General features: G+C 53.7%; 23 protein-coding genes. 10 read left to right on the forward strand and 13 right to left on the reverse strand.

Going from position 1 to position 24,034, the window contains the following annotated elements:
• Window positions 1-40 precede the first annotated feature (40 nt).
• Window positions 41-1,453, forward strand: a complete 1,413-nt coding sequence (locus KI215_RS13970) for a branched-chain amino acid transporter BcaP (protein WP_212773306.1) — start codon at window positions 41-43, stop codon at window positions 1,451-1,453.
• A gap of 303 nt (window positions 1,454-1,756) precedes the next feature.
• Here the strand turns inward: KI215_RS13970 and bioC are convergent, their stop codons facing one another.
• The 6 genes from bioC to bioA all read right to left on the reverse strand — a co-directional run bounded on the left by bioC (window position 1,757) and on the right by bioA (window position 7,755).
• Entirely contained in the window at window positions 1,757-2,566 is an 810-nt protein-coding gene (gene bioC / locus KI215_RS13975; protein WP_212773307.1) for a malonyl-ACP O-methyltransferase BioC, read from the reverse strand.
• On the reverse strand, window positions 2,529-3,290 hold the full coding sequence (locus KI215_RS13980; RefSeq protein WP_212773308.1) for an alpha/beta fold hydrolase: 762 nt from the start codon (window positions 3,288-3,290) through the stop codon (window positions 2,529-2,531). The genes bioC and KI215_RS13980 overlap by 38 nt, the downstream gene beginning before the upstream one ends.
• Window positions 3,283-4,473 (reverse strand): 8-amino-7-oxononanoate synthase, encoded by a 1,191-nt coding sequence (bioF, locus tag KI215_RS13985; protein WP_212773309.1) that lies wholly within the window; start codon window positions 4,471-4,473, stop codon window positions 3,283-3,285. Before bioF ends, KI215_RS13980 begins: the two co-directional genes overlap by 8 nt.
• A complete protein-coding gene (gene bioB, locus KI215_RS13990; RefSeq protein ID WP_212773310.1) occupies window positions 4,470-5,471 on the reverse strand; it encodes a biotin synthase BioB in 1,002 nt (333 codons plus the stop codon). Before bioB ends, bioF begins: the two co-directional genes overlap by 4 nt.
• A gap of 206 nt (window positions 5,472-5,677) precedes the next feature.
• Complete coding sequence (bioD, locus tag KI215_RS13995) at window positions 5,678-6,400, reverse strand: dethiobiotin synthase (RefSeq protein WP_212773311.1); 723 nt, start codon at window positions 6,398-6,400, stop codon at window positions 5,678-5,680.
• Window positions 6,397-7,755: an adenosylmethionine--8-amino-7-oxononanoate transaminase gene (gene bioA, locus KI215_RS14000; protein WP_212773312.1), complete on the reverse strand. Its 1,359-nt coding sequence runs from the start codon at window positions 7,753-7,755 to the stop codon at window positions 6,397-6,399. Before bioA ends, bioD begins: the two co-directional genes overlap by 4 nt.
• Before the next feature lie 302 nt (window positions 7,756-8,057).
• Between bioA and KI215_RS14005 the strand changes: the two genes are divergently transcribed.
• Entirely contained in the window at window positions 8,058-10,373 is a 2,316-nt protein-coding gene (locus tag KI215_RS14005; RefSeq protein ID WP_212773313.1) for a transglycosylase domain-containing protein, read from the forward strand.
• Between the two features lie 52 nt (window positions 10,374-10,425).
• On the opposite strand, the gene KI215_RS14010 is transcribed toward KI215_RS14005, so the two are convergent.
• Window positions 10,426-10,989: a beta-class carbonic anhydrase gene (locus KI215_RS14010; RefSeq protein ID WP_212773314.1), complete on the reverse strand. Its 564-nt coding sequence runs from the start codon at window positions 10,987-10,989 to the stop codon at window positions 10,426-10,428.
• Window positions 10,990-11,202: 213 nt separating this feature from the next.
• Here KI215_RS14010 and KI215_RS14015 point away from each other — a divergent pair, with 213 nt between their 5' ends.
• From KI215_RS14015 to ptsP, 5 genes are all read left to right on the forward strand, one after another.
• Window positions 11,203-13,938, forward strand: coding sequence for a sigma 54-interacting transcriptional regulator (locus tag KI215_RS14015; RefSeq protein ID WP_212773315.1), 2,736 nt, complete (start codon window positions 11,203-11,205; stop codon window positions 13,936-13,938).
• Between the two features lie 364 nt (window positions 13,939-14,302).
• Complete coding sequence (locus KI215_RS14020) at window positions 14,303-14,623, forward strand: PTS sugar transporter subunit IIB (protein ID WP_212773316.1); 321 nt, start codon at window positions 14,303-14,305, stop codon at window positions 14,621-14,623.
• Window positions 14,624-14,735: 112 nt separating this feature from the next.
• Window positions 14,736-15,083 carry a PTS lactose/cellobiose transporter subunit IIA gene (locus KI215_RS14025; protein ID WP_212773317.1) on the forward strand — a complete coding sequence of 116 codons (348 nt, stop codon included), beginning with the start codon at window positions 14,736-14,738 and terminating at the stop codon, window positions 15,081-15,083.
• A 6-nt stretch (window positions 15,084-15,089) separates the two neighbouring features.
• Entirely contained in the window at window positions 15,090-15,350 is a 261-nt protein-coding gene (locus KI215_RS14030; protein WP_212773318.1) for an HPr family phosphocarrier protein, read from the forward strand.
• Between the two features lie 215 nt (window positions 15,351-15,565).
• Window positions 15,566-17,275, forward strand: coding sequence for a phosphoenolpyruvate--protein phosphotransferase (gene ptsP, locus KI215_RS14035; RefSeq protein ID WP_212773319.1), 1,710 nt, complete (start codon window positions 15,566-15,568; stop codon window positions 17,273-17,275).
• 158 nt (window positions 17,276-17,433) lie between these two features.
• Here ptsP and speD read toward each other — a convergent pair whose 3' ends face one another.
• A complete protein-coding gene (gene speD, locus KI215_RS14040; RefSeq protein WP_212773320.1) occupies window positions 17,434-17,838 on the reverse strand; it encodes an adenosylmethionine decarboxylase in 405 nt (134 codons plus the stop codon).
• Between the two features lie 207 nt (window positions 17,839-18,045).
• Complete coding sequence (gene fabI / locus KI215_RS14045; RefSeq protein ID WP_212773321.1) at window positions 18,046-18,819, reverse strand: enoyl-ACP reductase FabI; 774 nt, start codon at window positions 18,817-18,819, stop codon at window positions 18,046-18,048.
• A gap of 311 nt (window positions 18,820-19,130) precedes the next feature.
• On the opposite strand from fabI, the gene KI215_RS14050 reads away from it, so the two are divergent.
• A complete protein-coding gene (locus tag KI215_RS14050; RefSeq protein WP_246512129.1) occupies window positions 19,131-20,834 on the forward strand; it encodes a bifunctional metallophosphatase/5'-nucleotidase in 1,704 nt (567 codons plus the stop codon).
• A gap of 52 nt (window positions 20,835-20,886) precedes the next feature.
• On the opposite strand, the gene KI215_RS14055 is transcribed toward KI215_RS14050, so the two are convergent.
• Window positions 20,887-21,078: a hypothetical protein gene (locus tag KI215_RS14055; protein ID WP_212773322.1), complete on the reverse strand. Its 192-nt coding sequence runs from the start codon at window positions 21,076-21,078 to the stop codon at window positions 20,887-20,889.
• 99 nt (window positions 21,079-21,177) lie between these two features.
• Between KI215_RS14055 and KI215_RS14060 the strand changes: the two genes are divergently transcribed.
• Window positions 21,178-21,537, forward strand: a complete 360-nt coding sequence (locus KI215_RS14060; RefSeq protein WP_212773323.1) for a DUF2512 family protein — start codon at window positions 21,178-21,180, stop codon at window positions 21,535-21,537.
• Between the two features lie 135 nt (window positions 21,538-21,672).
• Here the strand turns inward: KI215_RS14060 and KI215_RS14065 are convergent, their stop codons facing one another.
• From KI215_RS14065 to KI215_RS14075, 3 genes are all read right to left on the reverse strand, one after another.
• Window positions 21,673-22,059, reverse strand: coding sequence for a hypothetical protein (locus tag KI215_RS14065; RefSeq protein ID WP_212773324.1), 387 nt, complete (start codon window positions 22,057-22,059; stop codon window positions 21,673-21,675).
• 12 nt (window positions 22,060-22,071) lie between these two features.
• Window positions 22,072-22,998 carry an alkaline phosphatase family protein gene (locus tag KI215_RS14070; RefSeq protein WP_212773325.1) on the reverse strand — a complete coding sequence of 309 codons (927 nt, stop codon included), beginning with the start codon at window positions 22,996-22,998 and terminating at the stop codon, window positions 22,072-22,074.
• A gap of 384 nt (window positions 22,999-23,382) precedes the next feature.
• On the reverse strand, window positions 23,383-23,613 hold the full coding sequence (locus KI215_RS14075; protein WP_212773326.1) for a hypothetical protein: 231 nt from the start codon (window positions 23,611-23,613) through the stop codon (window positions 23,383-23,385).
• Window positions 23,614-23,834: 221 nt separating this feature from the next.
• Between KI215_RS14075 and KI215_RS14080 the strand changes: the two genes are divergently transcribed.
• Entirely contained in the window at window positions 23,835-24,005 is a 171-nt protein-coding gene (locus tag KI215_RS14080; RefSeq protein ID WP_212773327.1) for a hypothetical protein, read from the forward strand.
• Window positions 24,006-24,034: the final 29 nt, after the last annotated feature.

The following is a 24,034-nucleotide window of genomic DNA, read 5'->3' on the forward strand; positions in this document are numbered from 1 at the left end:
CGACTATTTAGCGAAGTGGAGATAATATTGCCTGGGGGTATTGGAAGTGGATCTGTTTCGAAAAAAAAATGTTCGTTCACTGATTGATACCAGTCGACGAAATAAAGGGCTGAAAAGGGAACTGGGTGTATGGGATCTCACCCTGCTCGGCATCGGGGCCATCATCGGCACCGGTATTTTTGTGTTGACCGGTACGGGTGCGCTGAAAGCAGGCCCCGGATTGATGTTGTCATTTGTCATCGCCGGACTGGCCTGTGCATTTTCCGCTTTGGCGTATGCGGAGTTCGCTTCCACGGTTCCCGTGTCCGGTTCGGTGTACACATACAGCTATGTCACTTTGGGCGAACTGGTTGCCTGGATCATCGGTTGGGATTTGGTGTTGGAATATTTGCTTGCCGTCAGCGCCGTCTCATCCGGCTGGTCCGGTTACTTCCAGTCGCTGCTCGGCGGATTCGGACTGAAATTGCCCGACGCTCTGACGGCGGCCCCCGGTGCCGTTCCCGGAAAGACGACGCTGTTCAACCTGCCCGCCTTTTTGATCGTCATGCTGATCACGCTGCTGTTGTCCCGTGGCATCAAAGAGTCCAAGCGGGTCAACAACGTGATGGTTCTGATCAAAGTGGGCGTGGTCCTGCTGTTTATTCTGATCGGCGTGTTTTACGTGAAGCCGACCAACTGGCAACCGTTTGCTCCTTTTGGAACCCAAGGCATCTTTACAGCTGCGGCGGTTGTCTTTTCGGCTTACTTGGGGTTTGATGCGGTGAGTGCTGCGGCCGAAGAAGCGCGTGATCCGGCACGCACGTTACCGCGGGGACTGTTGTATTCACTGGGAATTTGCACATTGTTGTACATGGTGGTTTCTGCCATTATGACGGGGATCATCCCTTATCAGCAAATCCGCGGGCATGAAGACCATCCCGTCTCGCTGGCCCTGCAGATCGCCGGTCAAAACTGGTTCGCCGCGTTTATTGACCTCGGTGCCATCGTGGGCATGACAACGGTCATGCTGGTGATTCTTTACGCCCAAACCCGTGTGGCATTCGCCATGTCGCGAGACGGTCTGTTGCCCAAATGGTTTTCCCGCGTACACGAAAAATACCGTACCCCTTACAGTGTCACCTGGTTGTTGGGCATCGTCGCAGGACTGATCGGCGCGTTGGTGCCGATCACCCAAATCGCCGAATTGGTCAATATCGGAACCTTGTTTGCATTCATCATGGTCTCCGTCAGCGTGATCATTCTGCGTAAAACCCAGCCCGATCTTCCGCGGGGATTCCGTTGTCCCGCCGTCCCGTTCGTTCCGGCGGCGTCGATCGTGCTGTGCGCTTTCTTGATGTCCCAATTGCTGTGGATCACTTGGGCGGCGTTTCTGATCTGGCTGACGATCGGGTTAATCGTCTACTTCACCTATTCCCGCAAGCATTCCGCGCTGAATGCATCCAAAGCGCATTAAACAACCCCCCTGAGTATGTGTGGGGTGAGACTGTAGACAAAGCGGTCTACCCACTCGCGAATTTTTCAGGGAGTCGGTCCAAATTTCCCGTCTCGCACGGAGTTTAGGACGGGAAATTCGGACCCCGCGGACGATATCCTCAACCTGAATCCCCCTATAACATGGGGGATTTTTTCGTATCTACAGCATCCACATATACATCCCGCCACCCGGAGTGAGTGCCACTTGCCCCCTTCCACTTCAAAGCCCATTTTTCCGATAGAGTGCAAAAGCCACACATTATCACGTTAATTCCGGCTCGGTTCATCCCTCTTTTCGCCCCCATACCTGCACAAGCTGATACGTAGCATATACACCGTCTTTGGACCGGTACACCTGGTTATATCGGCGGACCACTTCGCGCAACAAGCAGCGTTGAGCGGACAGGGAAACCGCGGAGGAAACGCTGTAACTGGCCCCCGTTTGCTTGATGGATTGCAGAAAAGCATAGCAGTCCGGATATTCCATCCGATGCGAGCAAACGATCGATCCGATGTCCGCCAATCCGGCATGTCGGAGGATGATCTCCCATTCCGCCGCGCTGCGAAGGCGTAATCCGTGCATGCCCGAAGGCAGACGAAGATCATGCTCCACCTCCCGGAATTGTTGGTGCAGCTCCTGGAAAGTGTCGGGGCCGAAAGTGGAGAACACGATCCAGCCTCTAGGTTGTAAATGGTCGCTCAATGTGCGGAACGAGTGCTCGGGAGCACCAAACCATTGCACGGTAGCATTGGAAACGATCAGGTCAAATGTCTCGTCCCATTCCATCGTTTCCGCATCTCCGATCAAAAAACGAATTGTCGCCAAATGGCCTAACCGCTCTCTAGCGGCTTGCACCATGTTTTCGGCCAAATCCACCGCCGTGATCCTCGCTGAAGGGTACCGCTCCGACAGTAATTGCGTCAAATACCCCGTCCCGCACCCGATTTCCAAAATCCGCTCCGCCCTGACATCACGCTCCGACAGCGTCTGCATGATGCGATGGGCCATCCGCTTCTGTACAACCGCGTATTCATCGTATGTGGATACATGGCGATTAAATTGACGGGCCACCCGTTTTTTGTTCAGTAACACGTTCCATTCGCTCCTTCAGCCAGAAATGAAAACGTTCGGGTTGGGTCCAAAACGGCAAGTGCCCTGCGCCTTCCCATACCGTCAATTCCGCCTTCGGCAGGGTTCGGGCCAAACGCCTGGCACCCGAGACGGGACAAATCGCGTCGTCCTCGCCGTGCAGCAGAAAAACCGGAACGGACAACAGTGAATCCGGGAACGAAAAACGACGAAGATAGTCCAAACCAGTCAACAGACCGGAAACATCCGGTTGCTGCTGATTCCGGCATGACTGACGCCACTGCTCGAGCCATCCTGCTTTCATCTCGGTGGAAGAGAACATCCGACAGTCGAAATCGGCAAGCACCTGTGCCGGATCATCCGGCAACCGTCGTTCCATCCGCCTCAGTACACGCTCATCCCAACCTTCGGGCGAGCGGGGCGACCGGACGAACTGATCCGTCACGCCGATCGCAAAAACCCCCCTTATCCGATCGGGAAACGTCCGTGCCCATTCCAACGCCATCATCCCGCCCATCGACCAGCCCACTACCCACCACAACCCATCAGCCAACCAATCGTGAGCCTGCGAGGGTATACCGCTTTCCCTTTCCAGTAAGGTGTGCACATCAACCAGTTGGTGTCGGGCGCGAGAATTGTAACGGGAAAAGCGATCGATGACCGGCTGCCAAACGGAGGGAGGAGCGCTCCAACCCGCCAACCACAAAACAGACATTTCTTCAATCATGGATGGTTACTCCCTCCGTTCGCACCGCCCGTTCAATCGCGTCAATCGCCGTTTCGAGATGTTCTTCCGTGTGGGTCGCCATCAGGGAAAACCGCAGCCGGGCGGTCCCTTCCGGAACGGTGGGCGGACGGATGGGAACTGCCAGCACACCATTCTCCATCAGAGATTGACTCAGTTTGACGGTAGCGTGCACGTCGCCGACGATCAACGGGATGATTTGCGTTTCTGACGGACCGACATTCAAACCCAACGCTTTCAAACGGTTGCGAAATCGGGCCGCTTTTCGATGAAGTGCGATCCGCCGGCTTCCCGCCTCCCGCACCAACCGGAGGGAAGTGCGAATCATCTCGATCACGGCAGGTGGCAATGCCGTGGTATAGATGAAGGGACGACACGTATTGACGAGATAAGAAATCCATGTCCGGTTGCCGGCAACATATGCTCCCACTACGCCGAATGCCTTGCTGAATGTGCCCATATGCAGATCCACCTTGCCGGCTAAACCCATGTGGTGAGCAACCCCTTCTCCGTAGGGGCCAAACACGCCTCCGCCATGGGCCTCATCCACCATCAATGCCGCATCGTAACGCTCCTTCAGTGAGATGAGGTCGTGTAAACGAGCCACATCCCCATCCATGCTGAACACCGTGTCGGTCACGATCAACTTGCGTCGAATGCCTTTTTTCTCTGCCAGACGCAACTGCGCTTCCAAATGATCCATATCCAGATGCCGATACCGGAACAGCGTCGCCCCACTCAGGCGAATGCCGTCAACAATGCTCGCATGGTTCCACTTGTCGCTGAACACCGCATCGCCCCGTTGCAGCAAGGCGGACAAAACCCCCATATTGGCTGTGTACCCGGATCCAAACACGAGAGCGGCTTCCGTTCCTTTAAAAGCGGCGATCTCCTGTTCCAACCGTTCCGTCTCCTCGTCATGGCCCACAATCAAACGGGAAGCGGTCGCTCCCGCTCCCCGTTGCGCCCCTTTCCGAGCCGCTTCCATCAACTCTGGATGATTCGCCAATCCGAGATAATTGTTGGAGGAGAAATTGATCAGCGATCGTCCGTCCCGTTCCAACACCGGGTACACCGCGCGTGCAACCGGCACCAGGGAACGAAGACGACCTTCCTGCTCCAGACGAGCCAATCGACTGCGCAAGGTTTCCTCCCAGACACTCACAGTGCACACTCCTCGATTTCAAATCCCAAATCCCGGATCATTTGATGATCCATCTCCGCCTGTTGCCCTGGCGTGGTGAGATAATCCCCGATGAAGATGGCATTACCCGGATACAAAGCAAACGGTTGTAACGAACGCAGATTGACCTCCCGACCGCCAGAGACGCGGATCTCCTTGCTGGGGCAGATGAAGCGGAACAGACAGAGCACTTTCAGACAGCGCCGCGGGTTGAGTTCATCCATTCCCTCCAGCGGCGTGCCGGGGATGACGTTCAAAAAGTTGACCGGGATCGAATCAGCATCCAATTCGCGCAACGCATATGCCACGTCCACGATCTGCTCATCTGTCTCCCCCATCCCTACGATGCATCCGGAACAAGGGGAAATGCCCGCCTGTTTGGCCGTCTCCACTGTTTGTACCCGGTCCTCGTACGTATGTGTGGTGGTGATATTGGCATAATGATCGGCACTGGTATTCAGGTTGTGGTTGTAACGGTCGACGCCGGCCTCTTTCAGCCGCCGCGCCTGATCCTCCGTCAAAATACCCAAACAGGCGCAAATTTTCATCGGCAACTCCTGCTTGATTTCACGAACGGCAGCGATTACTTCCTCCAGTTCCCGCTCCGTCGGACCGCGGCCGCTGGCGACAATGCAGTATGTACCCGCTTTTCTCTCCCAGGCTTGTCGGGCACCCTGCACGAGTACGTCCTTTTTCAAAAAGGTATATTTTTCGATCGGTGCCTGCGATACGATGGATTGTGAGCAATACCCGCAATCTTCGGGGCACAAACCGCTTTTGGCGTTGATGATCATGTTCAGTTTCACTTTTTTTCCGAAATAATGGCGACGAACCCGAAAGGCCGCATGCAACAGCGGCAACAATTCATCATCGTCCGCCCGCAGGACCGACAACGCTTCCTCCCGTGTCAGGCATTGGCCCGCCAATGCTTTATCCGCCAACGTTTCCCAACGGTTCCCGACAGTTTGCTGTTCCCACATGTGAAAACTGCCCCTTTCCGATCTGAATGTTCGCGATCATTCGCAACCCGGCTTGTTCCACCTGCGCCCTGCAAAGAAGTAAAGAAAGACGGACAAAACACGCTTCACTTAGTGGTAAATTGCCCACGTTCTTGCTCCTGCGCTGTCCGGTTCCCCGCAACAATCCGAGAATTGAGGTGTCTGGTTTCCGAGGTCATATCAAACGGTTATCCCTCAACCCGGACAGTTAACCGGAGCCTCTCCATCAACGCACGACCGTCCAATGCACGAATAAATACGTCACGCAGCTTTTCCGTCGTCATCGGTTCCTCCATCCACGGAATCCGGCCCAACACGGGTGCTCCGCCGAAGCGTTCAATCATTTCCGGGTTGGCCTCCAGGCTGGGGTCCCGTTCCCCTTCGCGATACCCGTTGAGAATCACACCCAGCGGATGGAGTCCCCGACTGCGTGCTGCCTCCAAGGTGAGCACCGTGTGGTTCACGGTTCCCAAGTTGGGACGGGCGACGATGACAAGAGGCCATTCCAGTTCCACCGCCAGATCGGCCATCGTCCAATCGGGGCCGACCGGCACCAACAGGCCGCCCGCTCCTTCCACCAACAGCAGATCGTATCGTTCCGCCATCGTGCGGATGCGTTCAACCAACCCAGCTTGATCAATCGCGACACCGGCACTCCTGGCCGCAATCAAAGGAGCCACCGGCAGAGAAAAAGAATACGGCACGATTTCCTCCGGCCCCGCTTCCACACCGGTCCACCGCTTCAAACGACCCCCGTCCCCTTCGGGATCGTCGGCCAAATGCCCGCTTTGCACCGGTTTCATCACACCGACGCGTAAGCCCTGTTCTCGGAGTACCAATGCCAAGCCCGCTGTGACAACGGTTTTCCCCACTTCCGTATCCGTTGCCGTTACAAAGATCCCACGCGTCATCGACCGGTCACCTCGGCAATGGCTTGATACAAAATGCTCAGCATCTCTGTTGTTTCCTCCTTACGGACAGCCAACGGCGGAAGGAAGGTGATCACATTGTCCAGCGGACGGGTGATCAAGCCCAAATCACGCGCCCGGCGACACACCTTGACACCGATCGCTTCTTCCCAGGGGTACGGTTCCTTGGTCTCTTTGTCCCGCACCAATTCGATGCCGATCATCAATCCGCGCTGACGGATATCGCCCACATGAGGCAGCTCATAAAAACGTGCCAACTCCCGGGCCGTATGTTCGGCCACCTCCTGTACGTGCGTGATCAAATCCTCCCGCTCGTACAGATCCAGGTTGGCCAACGCCACCGCACACCCGAGCGGGTTGCCCGTGTAGGAATGGCCGTGGAAGAAGGTTTTGCACTCAGCGTAATCTCCGTAAAACGCGTCATAGATTTCATCTGTGGCCAGTGTCGCCGCCACCGGCAGATAGCCGCCCGTAATCTTTTTGCCGAGCGCCATCAGATCGGGGGTTACTCCCTCGTGTTCGCACGCGAACATCCTGCCGGTTCGACCGAATCCGGTAGCCACCTCGTCGGCGATCCACAACACGTCGTACTGTTTGCACAAATCAGAAACCGCTTTCAGGAATCCCGGTGGCATGGTGATGATGCCGCCCGCCCCTTGTACGATTGGTTCAACAATCAGCGCGGCGAGGACATCCGCCTTTTCCTCCAACTTCCGTCGCAACGCTTCTAAACAAGCCTCAACGCATTCTTCTTCACTTCCGGGATACCGGTACGTGTAGGGATAGGGTACTTTTTCCGTCTCAAACAGAAGGGCATCAAATGAAGCATGAAACAAGTCGATCCCGCCCACACTGACCGCCCCGACCGTATCCCCGTGGTAAGCGTTCGTCATTCCCAAAAACAGCCGCTTCTCCGGTCGGCCACGGTGTTTCCAGTACAAAAAAGCCATTTTGAGGGCAATTTCCACCGCCTCGGCCCCGCTATCCGAATAAAACACCTTGTTCAATCCGTCCGGGGCCAGCTGCACCAGTCGCTCCGCCAGCTCCAACGCAGGAACGTTGGCTGCCCCCAGCAAGGTGGAGTGGGCGATTTTTCCCAGTTGTTCCGTGATCGCCTCATTCAATTCCCGTCGGTTGTGACCGTGCACGTTGAGCCAGACCGAAGCATTGCCGTCGTAATACTCCCTGCCGTTGACGTCGATCAGTTTTACACCTTCGCCCCGTTCGACGATCACGGGCTCATCGTCCAAATATTCCTTCATTTGTGTGAAGGGATTCCACAAATACCGCCGGTTTTTCTCCAACAGTTCCGCATATCGGGTCGTCACCCGGCCCATGTTTCCCCTCCTCGAATGTCAACTTATTATATTTAGGTGGTTAACATAACATCTTTTTTGAGTATAGCACGGGTAAAAACTCGCGTCCAGACATACTGTTCACCGCTTTCTTTATTCCGGGGAAACTTGACGGAAAAAAACGCACGCTTACGAATAAATGTATATGTGGAGAAAAAAAAGAGGAATCGGGAGATATCGTGCACATATCGACTGTCACAGCCTGAAACAGCCGTGAATGTTATACAAGTTTCAAATTCCCGATCTACCAGTTATGTTATATATTGTTTAGGAGGGGTGATGGGATGAATTCGCGATTTCCGAAGTTTTATCTAAAGTACCTTCTTAATTTCAAAGCAAGCAAAAAATGGTGGCTTTTGGTCTTCCTTACTTCTTTTTTATTGGTCATTATATCTACTATCGCGGTCTTGATGGTAACGACGGTATACGACCTGAAAAAGATGGAGTTCGCCTCCGGCCTTTACGACCGCAACGGTAAACGCTTCGCCACATTAGGCGACGCCCCTCTGGAATACGTAAAGCTGGAAGATATCAAATCGCCCATGCTGGCGAAAGCTTTCGTCGCCGTGGAGGATCGCCGCTTCTATGAACACAGCGGTGTTGACTATAAAGGCTTGGCCCGGGCATTGGTCAAGGATATCCTGACGATGAGCCATGCTGAGGGCGGCAGTACGATCACCATGCAGGTGGCGAGAAACGCCATTTTGGACAACCGGGACAAAACGATCTGGCGGAAGCTGAACGAGATCGCCATCGCGTTGAACTTGGAGAGCCAATACACCAAGGACGAAATTCTGGAAGCGTATATCAACTACATCTACTTGGGCAACAACGTCCGCGGCGTCAAAATGGCTGCCAAGATCTATTTCGACAAAGATATCACCAAAGAAAATCTGAGTATCGACCAAATTGCCCTGCTGGCTGGTCTGCCGCAATCGCCCGAGGGATACAACCCGTACTACAACCCGGAACTGGCTAAAAAACGGCGCAACATCGTGTTGAAAAAGATGCAGGATGCCGGTCTGATTTCCGAAAAAGAGCGGGAACTCTACTCCAAGAAACCATTGGTCGTCGATCGGGCCAACCTCAAAAAGTACATCAAGAAAGACAAATACGCCGCTTACAAACGGTACGTCATCGAAGAGGCGAAACGGCTGTATCACATCAGCGAACAGGAACTGACCAGCGGCGGTTACAAGGTATACGCAGGCTTGGATCCCAAAGCACAGGATGCGCTGGAACAAGCGATGAAAGATCCGTCGCTGTTCAAAAACCACGATCAACTGGATGCTGGAGCGACGATTGTCAACCCGCACAATGGACAAATCGTGGCGATGGCCGGCGGACGCAACTATCTGCCGGGGTACATCAACTTCGCCACTCAGCGTATGCAACCCGGGTCGTCGATCAAGCCCCTGACCGTGTACGCTCCGGCCATTGAGAAAAAAGGATACGGGCCGAACACGCCCGTGCGGGATGAACCGTACTCGGTCGGTGGATATTCACCCGACAACTACGATCATCAGTTTCACGGTTATGTCCCGCTGAAAACGGTGGCCGCCAAATCGCTCAACGTAGCGACGGTCTGGCTGCTCAATGAAAAAGTGGGATTGAAAACCGCATACGAATATGCCCAAAAGTTGGGATTGAATCCGGACAAGGAAGACCGCTCGTTGGCGGCGATGGCACTGGGCGGAATGAACCACGGTGTCAACACGGTGCAAATGGCGCAAGCGTACTCCGCTTTCGCCAATAACGGCCAGATGTACGAGGCACACGCCATCACCAAAATCGTCAGCCGGGACAACGATGAAAAGGATTTGGATCGCCCGGTCGAAGTCAAACAGGTGTTCAGTAAACGAACCGCACAATTGATGACGAAAATCCTGGAATACGTCGTGCAAAACGGAACGGCCAAAGCAGCCCAATTGCCTGACGGGCGTGATGTGGCCGGTAAAACGGGAACCACCCAACACGGGAAAGAGGCTTGGTTTGTCGGTTACACGCCGGAATACGTCATGGCGGTGGCGTTTTTCAACAACGGTAAAGCCGATATGGTGGAATTGTCAGGGGGCAAGTATCCGGCCAAATTCTTTTCCGTCGTGATGAGCAAGGCGCTGGACGGTAGAAAAGTTTCCCACTTCAAATTTGACGCCTTGGGTGGTGGCGCCGCAACCTGGACGCCTCCGGTGACAGACGATGAGCCGGATGAAGACCAAAATCAAGATCAGAATAAGGACGACCAACAGCAAAAGCCGCCAAAAGAACAACCAGGGAATACCGATCAACCCGGCAACATGGATCAACCGGGTGACACCGGTCAACCGGGCGGCGATACTGGTCAAACAGGTGACACCGGTCAACCGGGCGATACCGGTCAAACTGGTGGCGATACCGGTCAAACCGGTGGCGATACCGGTCAAACCGGTGGCGATACCGGTCAAACCGGTGGCGATACCGGTCAAACCGGCGGCGATACCGGTCAAACTGGTGGCGATACCGGTCAAACCGGCGGCGATACCGGTCAAACCGGCGGCGATACCGGTCAAACCGGTGGCACCGGTTCATCCAACAACGCCTCCCCGCCCACCACGCCATAAACGTAAAAAAAGCCCAGCGGCATAAACCGCTGGGCTTTTGTTTCAGCGAAGGTCATTCCTTGTATCCATCCACTACCAGGTCCAACTTGCCCGTCTCCGGATCGATGACCAAACCGTGAACAGGCACATCCGGCGGAAACAACGGATGCTGCCGCAACATTTGCACACTTCTTTTCACGCTTTCCTCCACTGATTCAAACCCTTCCAACCATTGGTGCAAATCCACTCCCGCTCCTTGCAGTGTCAGCACCGCATCGGCGGATACTCCGCGATTCACCATTTTCTCCAGTGTTTTTTCCGGTTGAATGGCCCCCATACCGCAACCGTGATGGGCGACGATAAAAACTTCTTCCGCTCCCAGTTCAATGATGGCGACCAACAGACTGCGTACCACACTGTCGAACGGATCGGTGATGACTGCTCCTGCATTTTTGACGATTTTCGCATCGCCGTTTTTCAGATTCATCGCTTTGGGCAACAATTCCGTCAAGCGTGTATCCATACAAGAGAGGACCGCCATTTTTTTGTCCGGGTATTTGCTCGTCCTATACGGCTCATATCCTTTGCCTTCCACAAACGACGCGTTGTGTTGCAACACCGCTTCCAACAATCGCATGCCCTTCACCCTTTTCTTTTGTTGTCCCCCATGATTCTACCTTTGGACATGATTGACATCAACAAGCTGGGGCATAAAAAATCCGGAAATTACGGCGTAAACTCTCATCCCTTCATTTCGGAAGCTCCCTCAACCCAATAATTTCCACGTTCTCAGGGTTGGTCTATAGTGTGCAAAGTGTGTATGATTAAGAAGGAACGGGAGGAGTAGACCATGAAAAAAACGGATCTGGTCGAAAACGCGTTGCGATCATTGAGTGAACAGTACCCCCGCGGAATCAGTGCGGAACAGATGGGGCAAGAATTGTATTTGGATCGGTCCACAGCCAGTCGTTACCTCAATGAATTGGTCAGAGAGGGAAAAGCACGCAAAATTCCGGGACGACCGGTGAGATATCTCCCTCACCCTCCCGCAAAAACAGAGGAAAACTCCGGCAAGGGGGCGGCAGATTCCATGTCACCCTCTTCGCGACAAGCTTCAATCAGTGAACTTTTTTCAGAGATCGTAGGCGCCCAACACAGTTTGCGCTCCGTTTTGGAGGAAGCACTCGCCGCTGTGATGTACCCTCCACATGGATTGCCGATGCTGATAACCGGCGAAACAGGAACCGGGAAGAGCTATTTGGCCCACACCCTGTACCGGATCGCCGCGGAGAGGGGTAGATTGCGCCACGACGCCCCGTTTGTCGCATTTAACTGCGCCGAATACGCCCAAAATCCCGAATTGCTCATGGGACAATTGTTCGGTGTCAAGAAGGGGGCTTTCACCGGCGCCGTCGATGATCGGCCAGGGCTGGTGGAACGTGCTGACGGTGGCGCCCTGTTCCTGGACGAAATCCATCGTCTTCCTCCTGCGGGGCAGGAAATGCTGTTCTATCTCATCGATCAGGGCGTGTTTCGTCGTTTGGGAGAAACGGCCATGGAACGCCGGGCCCGTGTCCTGTTGATCGGTGCCACCACTGAAACGCCGGAAACCGTGCTGTTGCCAACGCTCTACCGGCGGTTTTCCGTTAAAGTTACCTTGCCTCCGTTGAGCGAGCGGACACGTGAAGAGCGGGAAATTTTATTGCGCCGGTTTTTGGAGCGAGAAGAAGAGAAGATGGGTGTTCCGCTTAACATGAGCGACGAATGCCGACAGATGCTGTTGACGTATCCCTGCAAAGGGAACATCGGTCAATTGCAATCCGATGTACAAATCGCCTGTGCCCGCGCTTTTCTGCGTCACCTTCAACAGCCCGGGCCGCGCGTCACCGTCACGGTCGAAGATTTGCCACAAACAGTGTTGCAGGAAGCCTCAGAGAAGACAGCGGTCACAACCGTCGAACAACCGCTTCCCCGCAACCAGGGGAAGGTCGATCAGATCCCCAATATTTATGAACAACTGGTGCACCGCAAACAGATGTTACGGGAAAGTGGAGTGGACGATGCACGGATGATGCAATCGCTGGAGGAAGTGGTGGATCAATATGTCCGTGTATTGATGCAAACTTCCCGTCAGGATGTGGACGATCTGTCGGGAGGCGTACGCCTGATCGAACCGGAATTGTACAAGCTTCTGCAGAAAGCGGTTTCCGAAGCGGGGGTGTTCTTGCCTTCCCCGGTGAGTATCCATCAATTGACCGCTGTGGGACTGCACATACAAGCTTTGCTGAACGATCCCGAGCGGAGAAAAAACCTGTCTTCCCTGCCTGAGATTCCACCGGCCCCTGCTCCTTATACCCGTGCTGCGGAATGTATCGCCACCCATGTTAAAGTGCGTTGGGGATTGAATTTACCGACAAGGGAAATCAGATTGATCGCACTGATCCTCTCTCCCCGGGATCAGGAACGATCGCCCGAACGCCGGGTGGCCGTCCTGGTGGCCATGCACGGAGAATCCGCCGCGCGTTCAATGGCGGACGTGACCAACAACCTGCTGGGATGCCCCGTGATTCATGCCGTCGATATGCCGCTTCATCAACCTTCATCCGTCGCATTTGAACGGATTAAGCAAACCGTGCGACGGATTGATCAAGGAGCCGGCGTGTTGCTGTTGGTGGATATCGGCTCTCTGACCACCATGGGGGAAGCGATCAGCCGTGAATTGGGCATAGCGGTGGAGACGGTTCCACACGTCAGCCTGCCCATGGTGATCGAAGCCGGGCGAAAGTCTTTGTACACGGAAAACCGACTGGAGGAAATCGCAGATGCAGTTCGCCGTGCAGCGCAATTGCCTTCCATCCTGTCGAATCGGCCTTCAAACCGCATTATCGCCACGGTCTGTTACACCGGTGAAGGGGCCGCCGTCACCTTGGAAAACTGGCTGAGGGAACATCTGCCTGATACGGATCCCGACGTGACCGTTCGTTCTGTCCGGATCGATCCGGAAAGCCGACGCTCCCCCTTGTTGGAACACCTTGCCCGCACGCACCGACTGATCGCAGTTGTCGGCACCGTTGCGCCGGAGCTGCCGGGTGTTCCTTATCTTCCTGCATGGGAACTGTTGCAGCCGGAAGGCGTGGGACGGCTGAAACAATTACTTTCAGCCACGCGTACCTCTCCCGTCTTCCCTTCCCGGTCCGACCGTTTGACATATGACCGGATTCCCTCCTTGGTGGAACAGGGGTTGTCGGAAACGGCTCGTCATCTCAATCCGAGGCTGTTCTGCCGAATCATGCAGAAAGAGATGGACGCAGTTCGGGAGCAATTTGACCTCTCGGCGGACAGGGAATTGGGATTGTGGATGCATATGGGCACTTGGATTGACCAATGGATTGGTGTCCAATTGGACGGACAAACACCGGAATGTCCGCAATCGGAATCAGACAATCTCCCGTCTGCGGCATCCCCGTCCGACATCCGCACGTGGCAGCGTGTACTGGAAGCATTGTCTCAAACCTTCTCCGTGACCATTCCGGAACAAATGGCCATACATCTGTGTGGATTGTCACGCCGCCCTCCGTCAACATGACCGTTTTTGCCGAACCGCATACAACAGGACCCGAATCTTGTAATGGATTTGATTTCTGCGCTTTCCGGTTCTTCGCTCGGCCGGGCTCGGTCAGTCGCTCGCCTGGGAAAAAATCGCCTCTTTACGGAATGACCATACGCACCCTAGTGTGCAACCGAAAATTGCACACTATTTCTTGTTTGCAAATTGGCGAGCTTCTATTGATAATTGGCATGAAACTTGCGTTAAAATAAGGTGAGATCATTCCCTCGTTGTTGTTCCCAAAACCGTGGACGGGTTCTCCCTTTACATCAAGTGCTCCGGCGCAGGTTTCGGTTGTGGGGTGGTTGTCTCACACACCCATTCAATACGCGGAGGGATTTTCATGAAGGAACCGATCCGATTACTGATCTTGTGCAGTTGGGGTGCTACCTCCAGCCGATTGGCCAAGCAGGTGCAGGAAGCCGCCAACCGGCGCGGGATCTCCTTGGTAGCGGATGCAGACGGCATCAGCGCTTTCAAACAAGGGCAAAAACCATGTGATGTCGCCCTGCTGGAGCCGCAGGTGCGCCACTTGAAAAAAGAGGTGTCCAAAGCGGCCAGTGAACGCGGCATCCCGTGGGATCTGGTCGATCCGGTCGCTTTCGCCACCATGGACGGTGACCGGGTATTGGAACAGGTGTTGCGGTTGATTCAACAGGATTAACGATTAACCGAATCAAAGAGAATCAGACTTCAGAATTCTGCTCAGCACCTGACCACATCCCTCCGCCGTTCGGAGTGGGTCGGCGGATCCTGTCACCGAAGGAGTGAAAGCGTTGACCCTGGAGGAAATCATCTTTCATATCGTCCTTCACGGCGGCAATGCTCGCGGAGAAGCGTACGAAGCACTGGATGCAGCTGAAAACTTAGATTTTGCCACTGCGGAGCACCACCTGGAAAAAGCGGAAGAAGAGTTGGCCGCCGGTCACCGGTATCAAACGGAACTGGTACAAACAAACTCCGACAACCCCCATGACACCGCCGCCCCATTTCTCGTCATCCATGCACAGGACCACTTGATGACCGCCATGGCGGAATTGAACCTGATCAAGCGGTTGGTGAACAACTATCGAGTGATCGCGGACCTTAAAACGCGAGTAGAAAAATTGGAACAAGCGGAGTGATGGCACATGACGGAAAAAACCCTGACCATTCAACATCCCAGTGGTTTGCACGCTCGTCCGGCTTCATTGCTGGTGCAAGAAGCGAGCAAATTCCAAAGCAAAATCACCCTGGTTAAAGCCGGCAAAGAAGTAGATGCCAAAAGCTTGCTCGGCGTGATGTCCTTGGCAGTCAAACAAGGTGACGAAATCACGGTTCGTGCCGAAGGAGCGGATGCCGAACAAGCTGTGTCCGCGCTGGTCGAGCGTCTGGAAAACTTGAGCGAATAACAAACCGATGGAAGGGAAATCATCCCCAGTTCTAGGGTGTGTCTGACAAGTGGTAGGGAACCCTTTCCCCGAGAGCCTTCACCACGTGGGGGACGAGCCGGGGAAAGGGTTTCCAGATCGTCTCATTGATTCATTGATTTCCCTGACATGTCCTAAACTGCGAAACCGCCTTCATCTGAGCAAAAACGGGATTGTCGATGAAAAGAGGGATTGACATGCAAACCGACCAACTGTTGAAAGGCATCGGTGCGGCTCCTGGTTTGGCGATCGGTCGTGCCGTGTGGTGGCGTAAGGAGCGACCTGAGTTTACCATTCATACAGTCGAAGATCCGGAACGTGAAGTGGCACGTTTGAAGCAAGCAATCGAGCAGGCTCAAGAGCAAATCAGCCGTTTGCGGGAAACCGCAGCCGAACGGATGGGCGAAAGTGAAGCGGCCGTTTTTGACGCTCACTTGGCATTTTTGAGCGACCCTGCCTACACCGGGGAGATGGAACGCCGCATCCGCGACGAAGCGAAAAACGCCGAAGCGATTTGTGCCGCCGTCACACAGGAAATGAGCGACATGTTGGCGGCTCTGCCGGACGAATACATGCAGGCTCGGGCAGATGACATCCGTGATGTAGGCGACCGTTTGCTGTTGATTCTCACGGGACGTCAGCCGTTCGACCCATCGCTGTTGGAACCCGGTTCCGTAGTCGTCGCTGAGGAGCTGACCCCGTCGGATACCGCGCAATTCCCGCAAGGCATCGCCGGTATGATCACCGCGCGCGGGAGCAAAACGGCGCACGCCGCCATCATGGCACGCACACTGGGAATTCCGGCCGTCTTGGGACTCGGAAAAGCGCTTGATCAGATCCAGGACGGCGACACACTGATTCTGGACGGAACGACGGGTGACGTAACCCGCAATCCTAACCCGCAGGCCGAACAGGCGGCACGGGAAGAAATGCGCCGGCAACGGGAGCGGCGTGAACGGGCGTTGGCGGCGGCCAAAGAAGATGCCCGCACGGCAGACGGCAAACGGGTTCAGGTGTTTGCCAACATCGGCAGCCTGAATGATATCGAACTGGCTCTGCAAAGCGGGGCGGAAGGGGTTGGATTGTTCCGAACCGAGTTTCTCTACTTGGAAAATGATCATTGGCCGACGGAAGAAGAGCAGTACGAAGCCTATCGCCGGGTCCTGGAAGCGTTCAATCCGAACCCGGTCATCATTCGTACCCTGGATATCGGGGGAGACAAAGATCTGCCGTACGCGGAACTGCCTAAGGAAGAAAACCCGTTCCTCGGCCATCGCGCGATCCGTTTCTGTTTCTCCCATCCGGAGATTTTCAAAACGCAATTGCGTGCCCTGCTCCGAGCCAGTGTTCACGGAACCTTGTGGATCATGTTCCCGATGATCGAGAACGTATCGGAAATCCGTCAGGCCAAAGAACTGCTGGCTGAATGCCGGGCAGAGCTGGTGAAAGAAGGCGTTCAAGTCGCAGAAAAGATTCCTGTCGGCATCATGATCGAAGTACCGGCCGCAGCGGTAACAGCCGATTTGCTCGCACCGGAAGTTGATTTCATGAGCATCGGCACCAACGACCTGACCCAATACACGCTGGCCGCCGACCGCGGAAACGAACAAGTGGCTCATCTCTACGACGCGGCCCATCCTGCGGTGCTCCGTTTGGTTCGTCAAACCTGCCTCGCCGGGAAAAAAGCAGGTATCCCCGTGGGCATGTGCGGTGAACTGGCCGGTGACGCGAACATGACGGAGATCCTCGTCGGGCTGGGGCTGGACGAGCTGTCCATGAGCGCCGGCGCCATTCCGGAAGTGAAGGAACGGATCAGAAGCGTACAAACCAACGCAGCCGAAGCCAAATCTGAACGGGCTCTCGCTCAATCCGATCCTGACGCGGTACGCCGTATCGCACAAGAGTAATAAAAAACCCACCCGTTGAAATACGGGTGGGTTTTTTATTTTCCCAATAGATTCAGGTTCGTCAGCTGTGGACTGCTATTCCTAGGATTACAAAAGAGATGAGTGCATTTAAAAGACGCCCCATGTCAGGGGCGTTTGTTTTCATCCGCCAAATCGTTTTAAACCGTAACTTCTTTTTTCTCAGTCAAAATAGGTTGAACGACCTCGATTGGGCCTTCGCCGCGCTTCAGCATTTTCGGGAACGCTTGCGTCGGCTTCAGGACTTCCAGCATGTGCTGGATCGCCAGCATCGGATCAACCGTGTGGCCACAGGTATAGCAGTCCAACGCTGCAAACCCTTTTTCAGGATAGGTGTGAATAGAAATGTGACTTTCTGACAGCAATACCAAAACCGTAGCGCCCTGAGGCTCGAATTGTTTGGATTGAACGGATAAAACCGTCGCTCCACACTTCTTGGCCGCTTCCACCATTTGGTGTTCCAACCAGGAGGCGTCGTTGAGCAGATCAAAATCAACGCCCCACGCATCCATGGCCACATGTCTTCCGAAAGTGGAGTATTCCATACCTTTCGGCCCCCTTCCTAGGAAATATTTGGTCTTGAGCCAATATTCCGCTAGGATCTGCTCGTTCACCACGGGGGAAGGTTAGTCCTGTGAGGTCCCAACCCTTTAAGTGAATCCTGGATCCTACTAGCTCAATTTCACGAGTACAAACGTATCACATTTTGGTGGAGAGTTCAATACCCTTACCGCGAGATTTTGACAAATCCCTTACATTCCCATGATGTTGAATCCACTGTCCACATGGATCACTTCACCGGTGACGCCGCGGGACAAGTCACTGCACAAGAACAGGGCCGTATCTCCCACTTCCGCGGGGTCGGTCGTCCGACGCAACGGAGCGCGTTCTTCCACAACATGAAGCACGGAGTTGAAATCCTTTACCCCTTTGGCCGCCAACGTGCGAATCGGTCCGGCGGAAATGGCGTTCACCCGGATTCCTTCCGGTCCCAGCTCAGAGGCCAAATAGCGGACGCTCGCTTCCAATGCCGCTTTAGCCACGCCCATCACGTTGTAGTTGGGGATGACGCGCTCCGCTCCCAGATAGGTCATGGTGATGATGCTGCCACCATTTTTCATCAACGGTTTCGCCGCTTTGGCACAGGCGACCAGAGAGTACGCACTGATATCCTGCGCCAGGGCGTATCCGTCACGAGATGTTTGGTGGAACGGGGCATCCAGATCTTCACTCTTGGCGAATGCGATACTATGGACCAAGCCGTCCAAGCTTCCCCATTCTTCTTCAATCTTATGAAAGGCGGACTGGATTTGTTCGTCCGATGTGACGTCGCATTCAATCAACATCGAACCCGGCATTTCGGCATCCACCAGTTCGCGCACTTTGCGTTCCAACCGTTCACCTTGGTATGTAAACGCCAGTTCCGCTCCGTGATTGTGTAGGGATTTGGCGATCGCCCAAGCGATGCTCCGCTTGTTGGCCACGCCCATGATCAGCACCCGCTTGCCTTCCATCAAATTGGCCATTTTTCATTCCCCTTCCATTTAGGATCTATGCCTTCGATGTTTCATACCCTCGGATTTAGTACCTGCTCCTAATTCCAACTAACAGCGTAACGGAAAACAGAGTGCCTGTCAATGTTTGTGAACGGTTAGTCAAGTGCAACTGTTGATCAGGGCACGTACGTGCAGGCGTCACAAGAATACAGAGATATGAGCGTGACGGCTTGCCACAGAAGTTCATCGTCAGACGCAAAGCATCCTTTCCTTTTTATCCCAAAATGGGTAGACTGAAAATGAATCGTCAAAAACTTTTCCATCCAGAGGAGGAGAAAAGGTTGAATTTGCAACGCCCGCGCTGGGTGGCGACCATCATCCTCATCTTTTGTGTTTCCCTCATCCTCGCATCTTATCCCGTCGCCCAAGCCACCCAAGAGAATCCGCCCCGACGCATGCTGTTAACCATCATGTCCACCAGCGACCTCCACGGATACATCATGCCACTGGATTACACCAACAATGCACCGAAAGACCACGGTCTTGCCAAGATCGCCACACTGGTCAAACAAGTCCGCCAGCGCAATCCACATGCCCTGCTACTGGACAGTGGTGACACGATCCAGGGTTCGCCGATGGCTTACTACCACGCACGTGTGGACAATCGTCCGATTGATCCGATGATGCTGGTGATGAATCATCTGCGATACGATGCGATGGCCATCGGGAACCATGAGTACAACTACGGTCCGCAAGTGTTTACAAAAGCGCGGAGTGAAGCGGAATTCCCCTGGTTGTCAGCCAACACTCTGATGAAGGGAACTGATCAGGTCTACACCAAGCCGTACAAAATCATCAAAATGCCCAACGGCCTGCGCGTCGGCGTCCTGGGCCTGACCACGCAGTTTGTGCCGCGCTGGGAAGATCCCAAAAACATTCAGAATCTGGAATTTGTGGATGTGGTGCAGGCAGCAAAAAAATGGGTGCCGATTATGAAGAAAAAAGAGAAGGCGGACGTGATCTTCGTCTCTTATCACGGCGGTTTGGAACACAAAATCGGACCGAACGGCGAGATCATCCCCCTACCGGAAAGCGACGGGGAGAATCAGGTATATCAATTGGCCACGCAAGTGCCGGGGATTGACGTCATTATGGCCGGTCACATGCATGTTCCCATCGCCGATGTCCGCGTAAACGGTGTTTTGATCACCGAACCCAACAAATGGGGGTCCCACCTGTCGGTGGTTGATATGAAACTGATCCAATCTCACGGCAAATGGATCGTACAAGAGAAAAAAGCGCAACTTCTCGAAGCGTCCCGAGCCCAACCTGACACGGAAGTAGTCAAACTGATCGAATCCTACGAAAAGCAAACGCAAGAGTTTCTGGACAATCCCGTCGGGAAGATCCAAGGAGACATGACGGTGAAGGACCCGATGTATACGCGCACACACGATACGGCGTTGATCCAGTTCCTCAACCGGGTACAGATGGAGGCAAGCGGTACTTCAATCTCCTCCACTGCGCTGTTCAGCAACGATATTCGCGGGCTGCCGTCCGATGTGACCGTGCGCGATATTTTGGGTACCTACATTTATCCCAACACGCTGAAAGTGATCAAAGTGACCGGCAAAGACATCAAAGACGCATTGGAACGATCGGCCACCTACTTTCAGCAAAACAACGGTTCGGACCCGATCGCGGTCAATCCGGCCTTCGAGTATCCGAATCCGCAACATTACAATTACGACATGTGGGAAGGCATTCGCTACACCATTGACGTCTCCAAGCCGGAAGGACAACGGATCACCGAGCTGACCGATCTGAACGGTCAACCTTTGGACATGAATAAAGAATATGAGATCGTGCTGAACAACTACCGCGCCGGCGGAGGCGGCGGATACAACATGTTTGCTGGGAAACCTGTGGTACGGGAGGTTAATGTGGAAGTCTCCGAATTGATCACCAACTACATCCGTGAACACGGGACGGTGCATGCGGAGACGGATGGAAACTGGAAAGTGGTCGGCGCAAAAATAGATTAGTTCTGCATAAAAAACCGGCCGCACCCGTTCAGCGGCCGGTTATTCATATTCCTCACACTTCATCCACATAATAATCATGACTGTGAATTTCACCCAGGGATGCCTCATATTGAGCCAGATCTTCCGCTTTGAGGCGATCCAGCAACTTTTTGTATTCATCAACGCGTGCATAGGCAGGTTCCGTTTCCAGCACTTTTTCCAACGCCCGGATGATGATGGGGCGCTCCTTGTCAGTCAAATACACGGCGGCTCCCTCCTTCAGTCATTCATTGATAGGATTCCCCCGGTTTCATCCATTAACCCCCGACGGAGGGATTCAACCGTCGCCAATTGGAGGAAATAGATGAACGGATTACTCAAATTCATCATTTACGCCGCCATTTTGGAATCAGCTTCGTATTTGACGCCCGACGTACACTACCAACATATGATTGTTCCGTTCATTCTGGCTTTGTTTTTTGCGGTCGTCGGACATTTTGCCGACCGATGGATTTTGCCCCGGTTGGGAAACGGTCCATCTACCGTGGCAGGAACCGTTTTTATGCTGTCCGTCATGATCGTCGGATCGATCGAGTTGCCCTATTGGTGGATCTCTTTGCATTCTGCCGTTGTCATCAGTATGGTAATGGGTGCGGTGGAATGGGTGATGCACCGATTCATCCTTCGGTATCGGAACGGCATAAAAAATGGAGATAGGGCATAGCTCTCGTCGACCACCTGGGAAAACCATTCCCCTTACGGATATACCAAACACTCCTGGAGCGTGTTCCATCCATATGTCTTGTTCCGACTGAACCTTTTTTCCTTTTACACCTGTTTTACCTCAGTCCAAAGTCGTTTACCAGCCTGCTTCCGGATGCCGCTTCAATTTGACATCCCGGAACAGCAGAAATTGCGACTGTTCCCCGATATTGTCCAACGGCTGATCGGTCACCAAAATCGTAAACGGCTCATATGCCCGTCCGTCCTGGAGCAAGGTTCCCGCATGCTCGCGAGGGAACGCGATTGCCCGTTCTTCACCGTTGGACATCCGGATGCAGAAAATATACGCTTTGGATTGACGATCATATAACCAAACATATTCGTATCCTCGGCTCGATGCTCTTAATTGACCCTGCCATTCCGTAACGGACAAAATCAGGACATCCTCACCGTTCAGTTCGGTCCATGCCCCATCATCCGGCAGGACGGCCGAGCGCACTTGCGGTATGTATCGCCGTGTCATTCCGATTCCCCCTCATGATGTGGTGATACGTCTTTTTTCCACCAAACGCAACAAAAGAGGAACAATGCATGTCAAATCCCATTTCTGATGCGGTATCTCCCGCCACGTATGAGCATCGCCAATGATCCATGTGGGAACCGGGTTGTTCGTATGGGTGCTCACCCGAATATCCTCGCTGTTACCGTGATCGCTTACCAGTACGATGACATCATCCGTCTGCTTGCGGTCGACCAATGCACCAAGCCATCGGTCGTAATGGTCAATGACGGTTTGCATCAACTCTTCATTCTGTTTGTGACCTGCCAGATCGGACAAAAAATACTCATGGATGACCAGATCGTATTGCCGTGCCACATCCAGCAGATGGTCGGCGGCGGTTTCCGGTTCAATCACGGGGACATCCGGAATTGTTCGGGCTAACGTCCACCGAGTCAAATCATGGTATACTCCCTTCCCGGCCAATAAGTCGGATAACATACGAACGGGTTCGCGAGAACTCAACAGGGCGGCAGTGGAGACGGACACCCAACCCCTGCGAGTGGCTGGACGTTGAAAGTACTCCGGCGTGTAGCAATTGAGAAAGGTCGCACGCCATCCCTGTCGTTCCATCTGCAGATAAATGTTGTCTGCCTGCACCCATTTTCGAAGACGTTGAAAAGGAAGACCGCTCTGATGGGCCCCCATCGCTTTTGGCGCATTGCGTCCGGTGAAGATAGTGGCTTGACCCGTCGCACTCTGCGGCAACCCGGGTACACCCAAAGAAGCGTCCGTTTCCAGCAACACCATGTCCGAACCGATCTGCCCAACGGCGCTCCTGACCAATGAACGACCGCCCAGCAACCGGTCGATATGCGGAGTTGGCCGAACATACCAAGGATTGTGATCGGATTCCTCTCCCAGGCCGACTCCGTCGATGAATAACAGAATCACCGCCAACATTGCTCACTCCATCCCATATCTCAATTTCATTGTATCACAGTAAAAGCGGGACGTGACGGCAATCTGACCGGTCACCGAACAGGAAAGGGGAAGTATTGTATCATTTCTCAACGTACCTGATTGGACAAAGAGACACCGATATGAAACTGTTCAGTCAAATGAGAAGAAAAGCTTCGTTTTGAAATCGGACGCTTCGCTCATCCGAGCCGGTGTCGTGTACGAGGTGGAGGATCACCCCGACCGTTTCCACTGAAAAAATCAACGGCGTCATGACCATGGGGCAAATGGGAAGGCGAACGGGAAACCGTTACGATTCCGATCAGTCTCATCCGCCTCCCCGGAACAAGACAACCGCTTAGCGAGGACAACAGATGTATCAGCACCTTATTTACTCTTGACCGGACAAGAAGCACAAGGTTGCGTCATCAATTTGCGAAATAAAATTCCACCCACAAACAATCCGATTCCTACGGAAACGCCTTCTCTCAGCCCGGTCGGTAACAACGGAAGGTTAAGAAGCCCAATCTCCAACAGTCCTCCAGCCTCCAAACCGATCACCCAAACAAGCACTTTGCCGCTCATCGCTACAGTGTGTTCACAACTGCTGCATCTCATCCTTTCAGCTCCTTCACTACAGGATCGACCGAGGGCCCCCCGGAGCGGAGGGGCGATCCTTCAAACAATGGATGTCGAGGGAAAATGATTACCTTTCCATGATAACGATTCTCGCCCCTGGCGTGAAGAGTCTTTATGGATTCGACACTGATTCCCGTCGCTCCTCAAAATGATTATGTTGCAAGTTTTTTGAACATAATAGGAATCAGGAGGTGTCAGCCATGTATTACGTCATCCGGGATTCTGAAAAATATCCGCCTTCCATCCTCAAAGAAGACGATTATTTCCAATGGTACAATCCAATGAAAAAAGATCATCGGGTGGAATTTCGCGGAAGCATGAATGAATGCTACGATTACATCCTGACCCGGTATCCCAACACGCGCATGTAATTGGGTTGAATTATCTGAAAGTTTCGCAC

It is taken from the genome of Polycladomyces abyssicola (genome assembly GCF_018326425.1).
GTDB lineage: Bacteria > Bacillota > Bacilli > Thermoactinomycetales > JIR-001 > Polycladomyces > Polycladomyces abyssicola.

What these genes read in the sequence shown, in the direction of transcription:
- KI215_RS13980 (WP_212773308.1), bottom strand. Translation starts at nt 3,290, where the DNA reads ATGATTGAAGAAATGTCTGTTTTGTGGTTGGCGGGTTGGAGCGCTCCT.
- bioB (WP_212773310.1), bottom strand. Translation starts at nt 5,471, where the DNA reads ATGTGGGAACAGCAAACTGTCGGGAACCGTTGGGAAACGTTGGCGGAT.
- bioD (WP_212773311.1), bottom strand. Translation starts at nt 6,400, where the DNA reads ATGACGCGTGGGATCTTTGTAACGGCAACGGATACGGAAGTGGGGAAA.
- bioA (WP_212773312.1), bottom strand. Translation starts at nt 7,755, where the DNA reads ATGGGCCGGGTGACGACCCGATATGCGGAACTGTTGGAGAAAAACCGG.
- KI215_RS14005 (WP_212773313.1), top strand. Translation starts at nt 8,058, where the DNA reads ATGAATTCGCGATTTCCGAAGTTTTATCTAAAGTACCTTCTTAATTTC.
- KI215_RS14010 (WP_212773314.1), bottom strand. Translation starts at nt 10,989, where the DNA reads ATGCGATTGTTGGAAGCGGTGTTGCAACACAACGCGTCGTTTGTGGAA.
- KI215_RS14015 (WP_212773315.1), top strand. Translation starts at nt 11,203, where the DNA reads ATGAAAAAAACGGATCTGGTCGAAAACGCGTTGCGATCATTGAGTGAA.
- KI215_RS14020 (WP_212773316.1), top strand. Translation starts at nt 14,303, where the DNA reads ATGAAGGAACCGATCCGATTACTGATCTTGTGCAGTTGGGGTGCTACC.
- KI215_RS14030 (WP_212773318.1), top strand. Translation starts at nt 15,090, where the DNA reads ATGACGGAAAAAACCCTGACCATTCAACATCCCAGTGGTTTGCACGCT.
- ptsP (WP_212773319.1), top strand. Translation starts at nt 15,566, where the DNA reads ATGCAAACCGACCAACTGTTGAAAGGCATCGGTGCGGCTCCTGGTTTG.
- speD (WP_212773320.1), bottom strand. Translation starts at nt 17,838, where the DNA reads ATGGAATACTCCACTTTCGGAAGACATGTGGCCATGGATGCGTGGGGC.
- fabI (WP_212773321.1), bottom strand. Translation starts at nt 18,819, where the DNA reads ATGGCCAATTTGATGGAAGGCAAGCGGGTGCTGATCATGGGCGTGGCC.
- KI215_RS14060 (WP_212773323.1), top strand. Translation starts at nt 21,178, where the DNA reads ATGAACGGATTACTCAAATTCATCATTTACGCCGCCATTTTGGAATCA.
- KI215_RS14065 (WP_212773324.1), bottom strand. Translation starts at nt 22,059, where the DNA reads ATGACACGGCGATACATACCGCAAGTGCGCTCGGCCGTCCTGCCGGAT.
- KI215_RS14070 (WP_212773325.1), bottom strand. Translation starts at nt 22,998, where the DNA reads ATGTTGGCGGTGATTCTGTTATTCATCGACGGAGTCGGCCTGGGAGAG.
- KI215_RS14075 (WP_212773326.1), bottom strand. Translation starts at nt 23,613, where the DNA reads ATGAGATGCAGCAGTTGTGAACACACTGTAGCGATGAGCGGCAAAGTG.
- KI215_RS14080 (WP_212773327.1), top strand. Translation starts at nt 23,835, where the DNA reads ATGTATTACGTCATCCGGGATTCTGAAAAATATCCGCCTTCCATCCTC.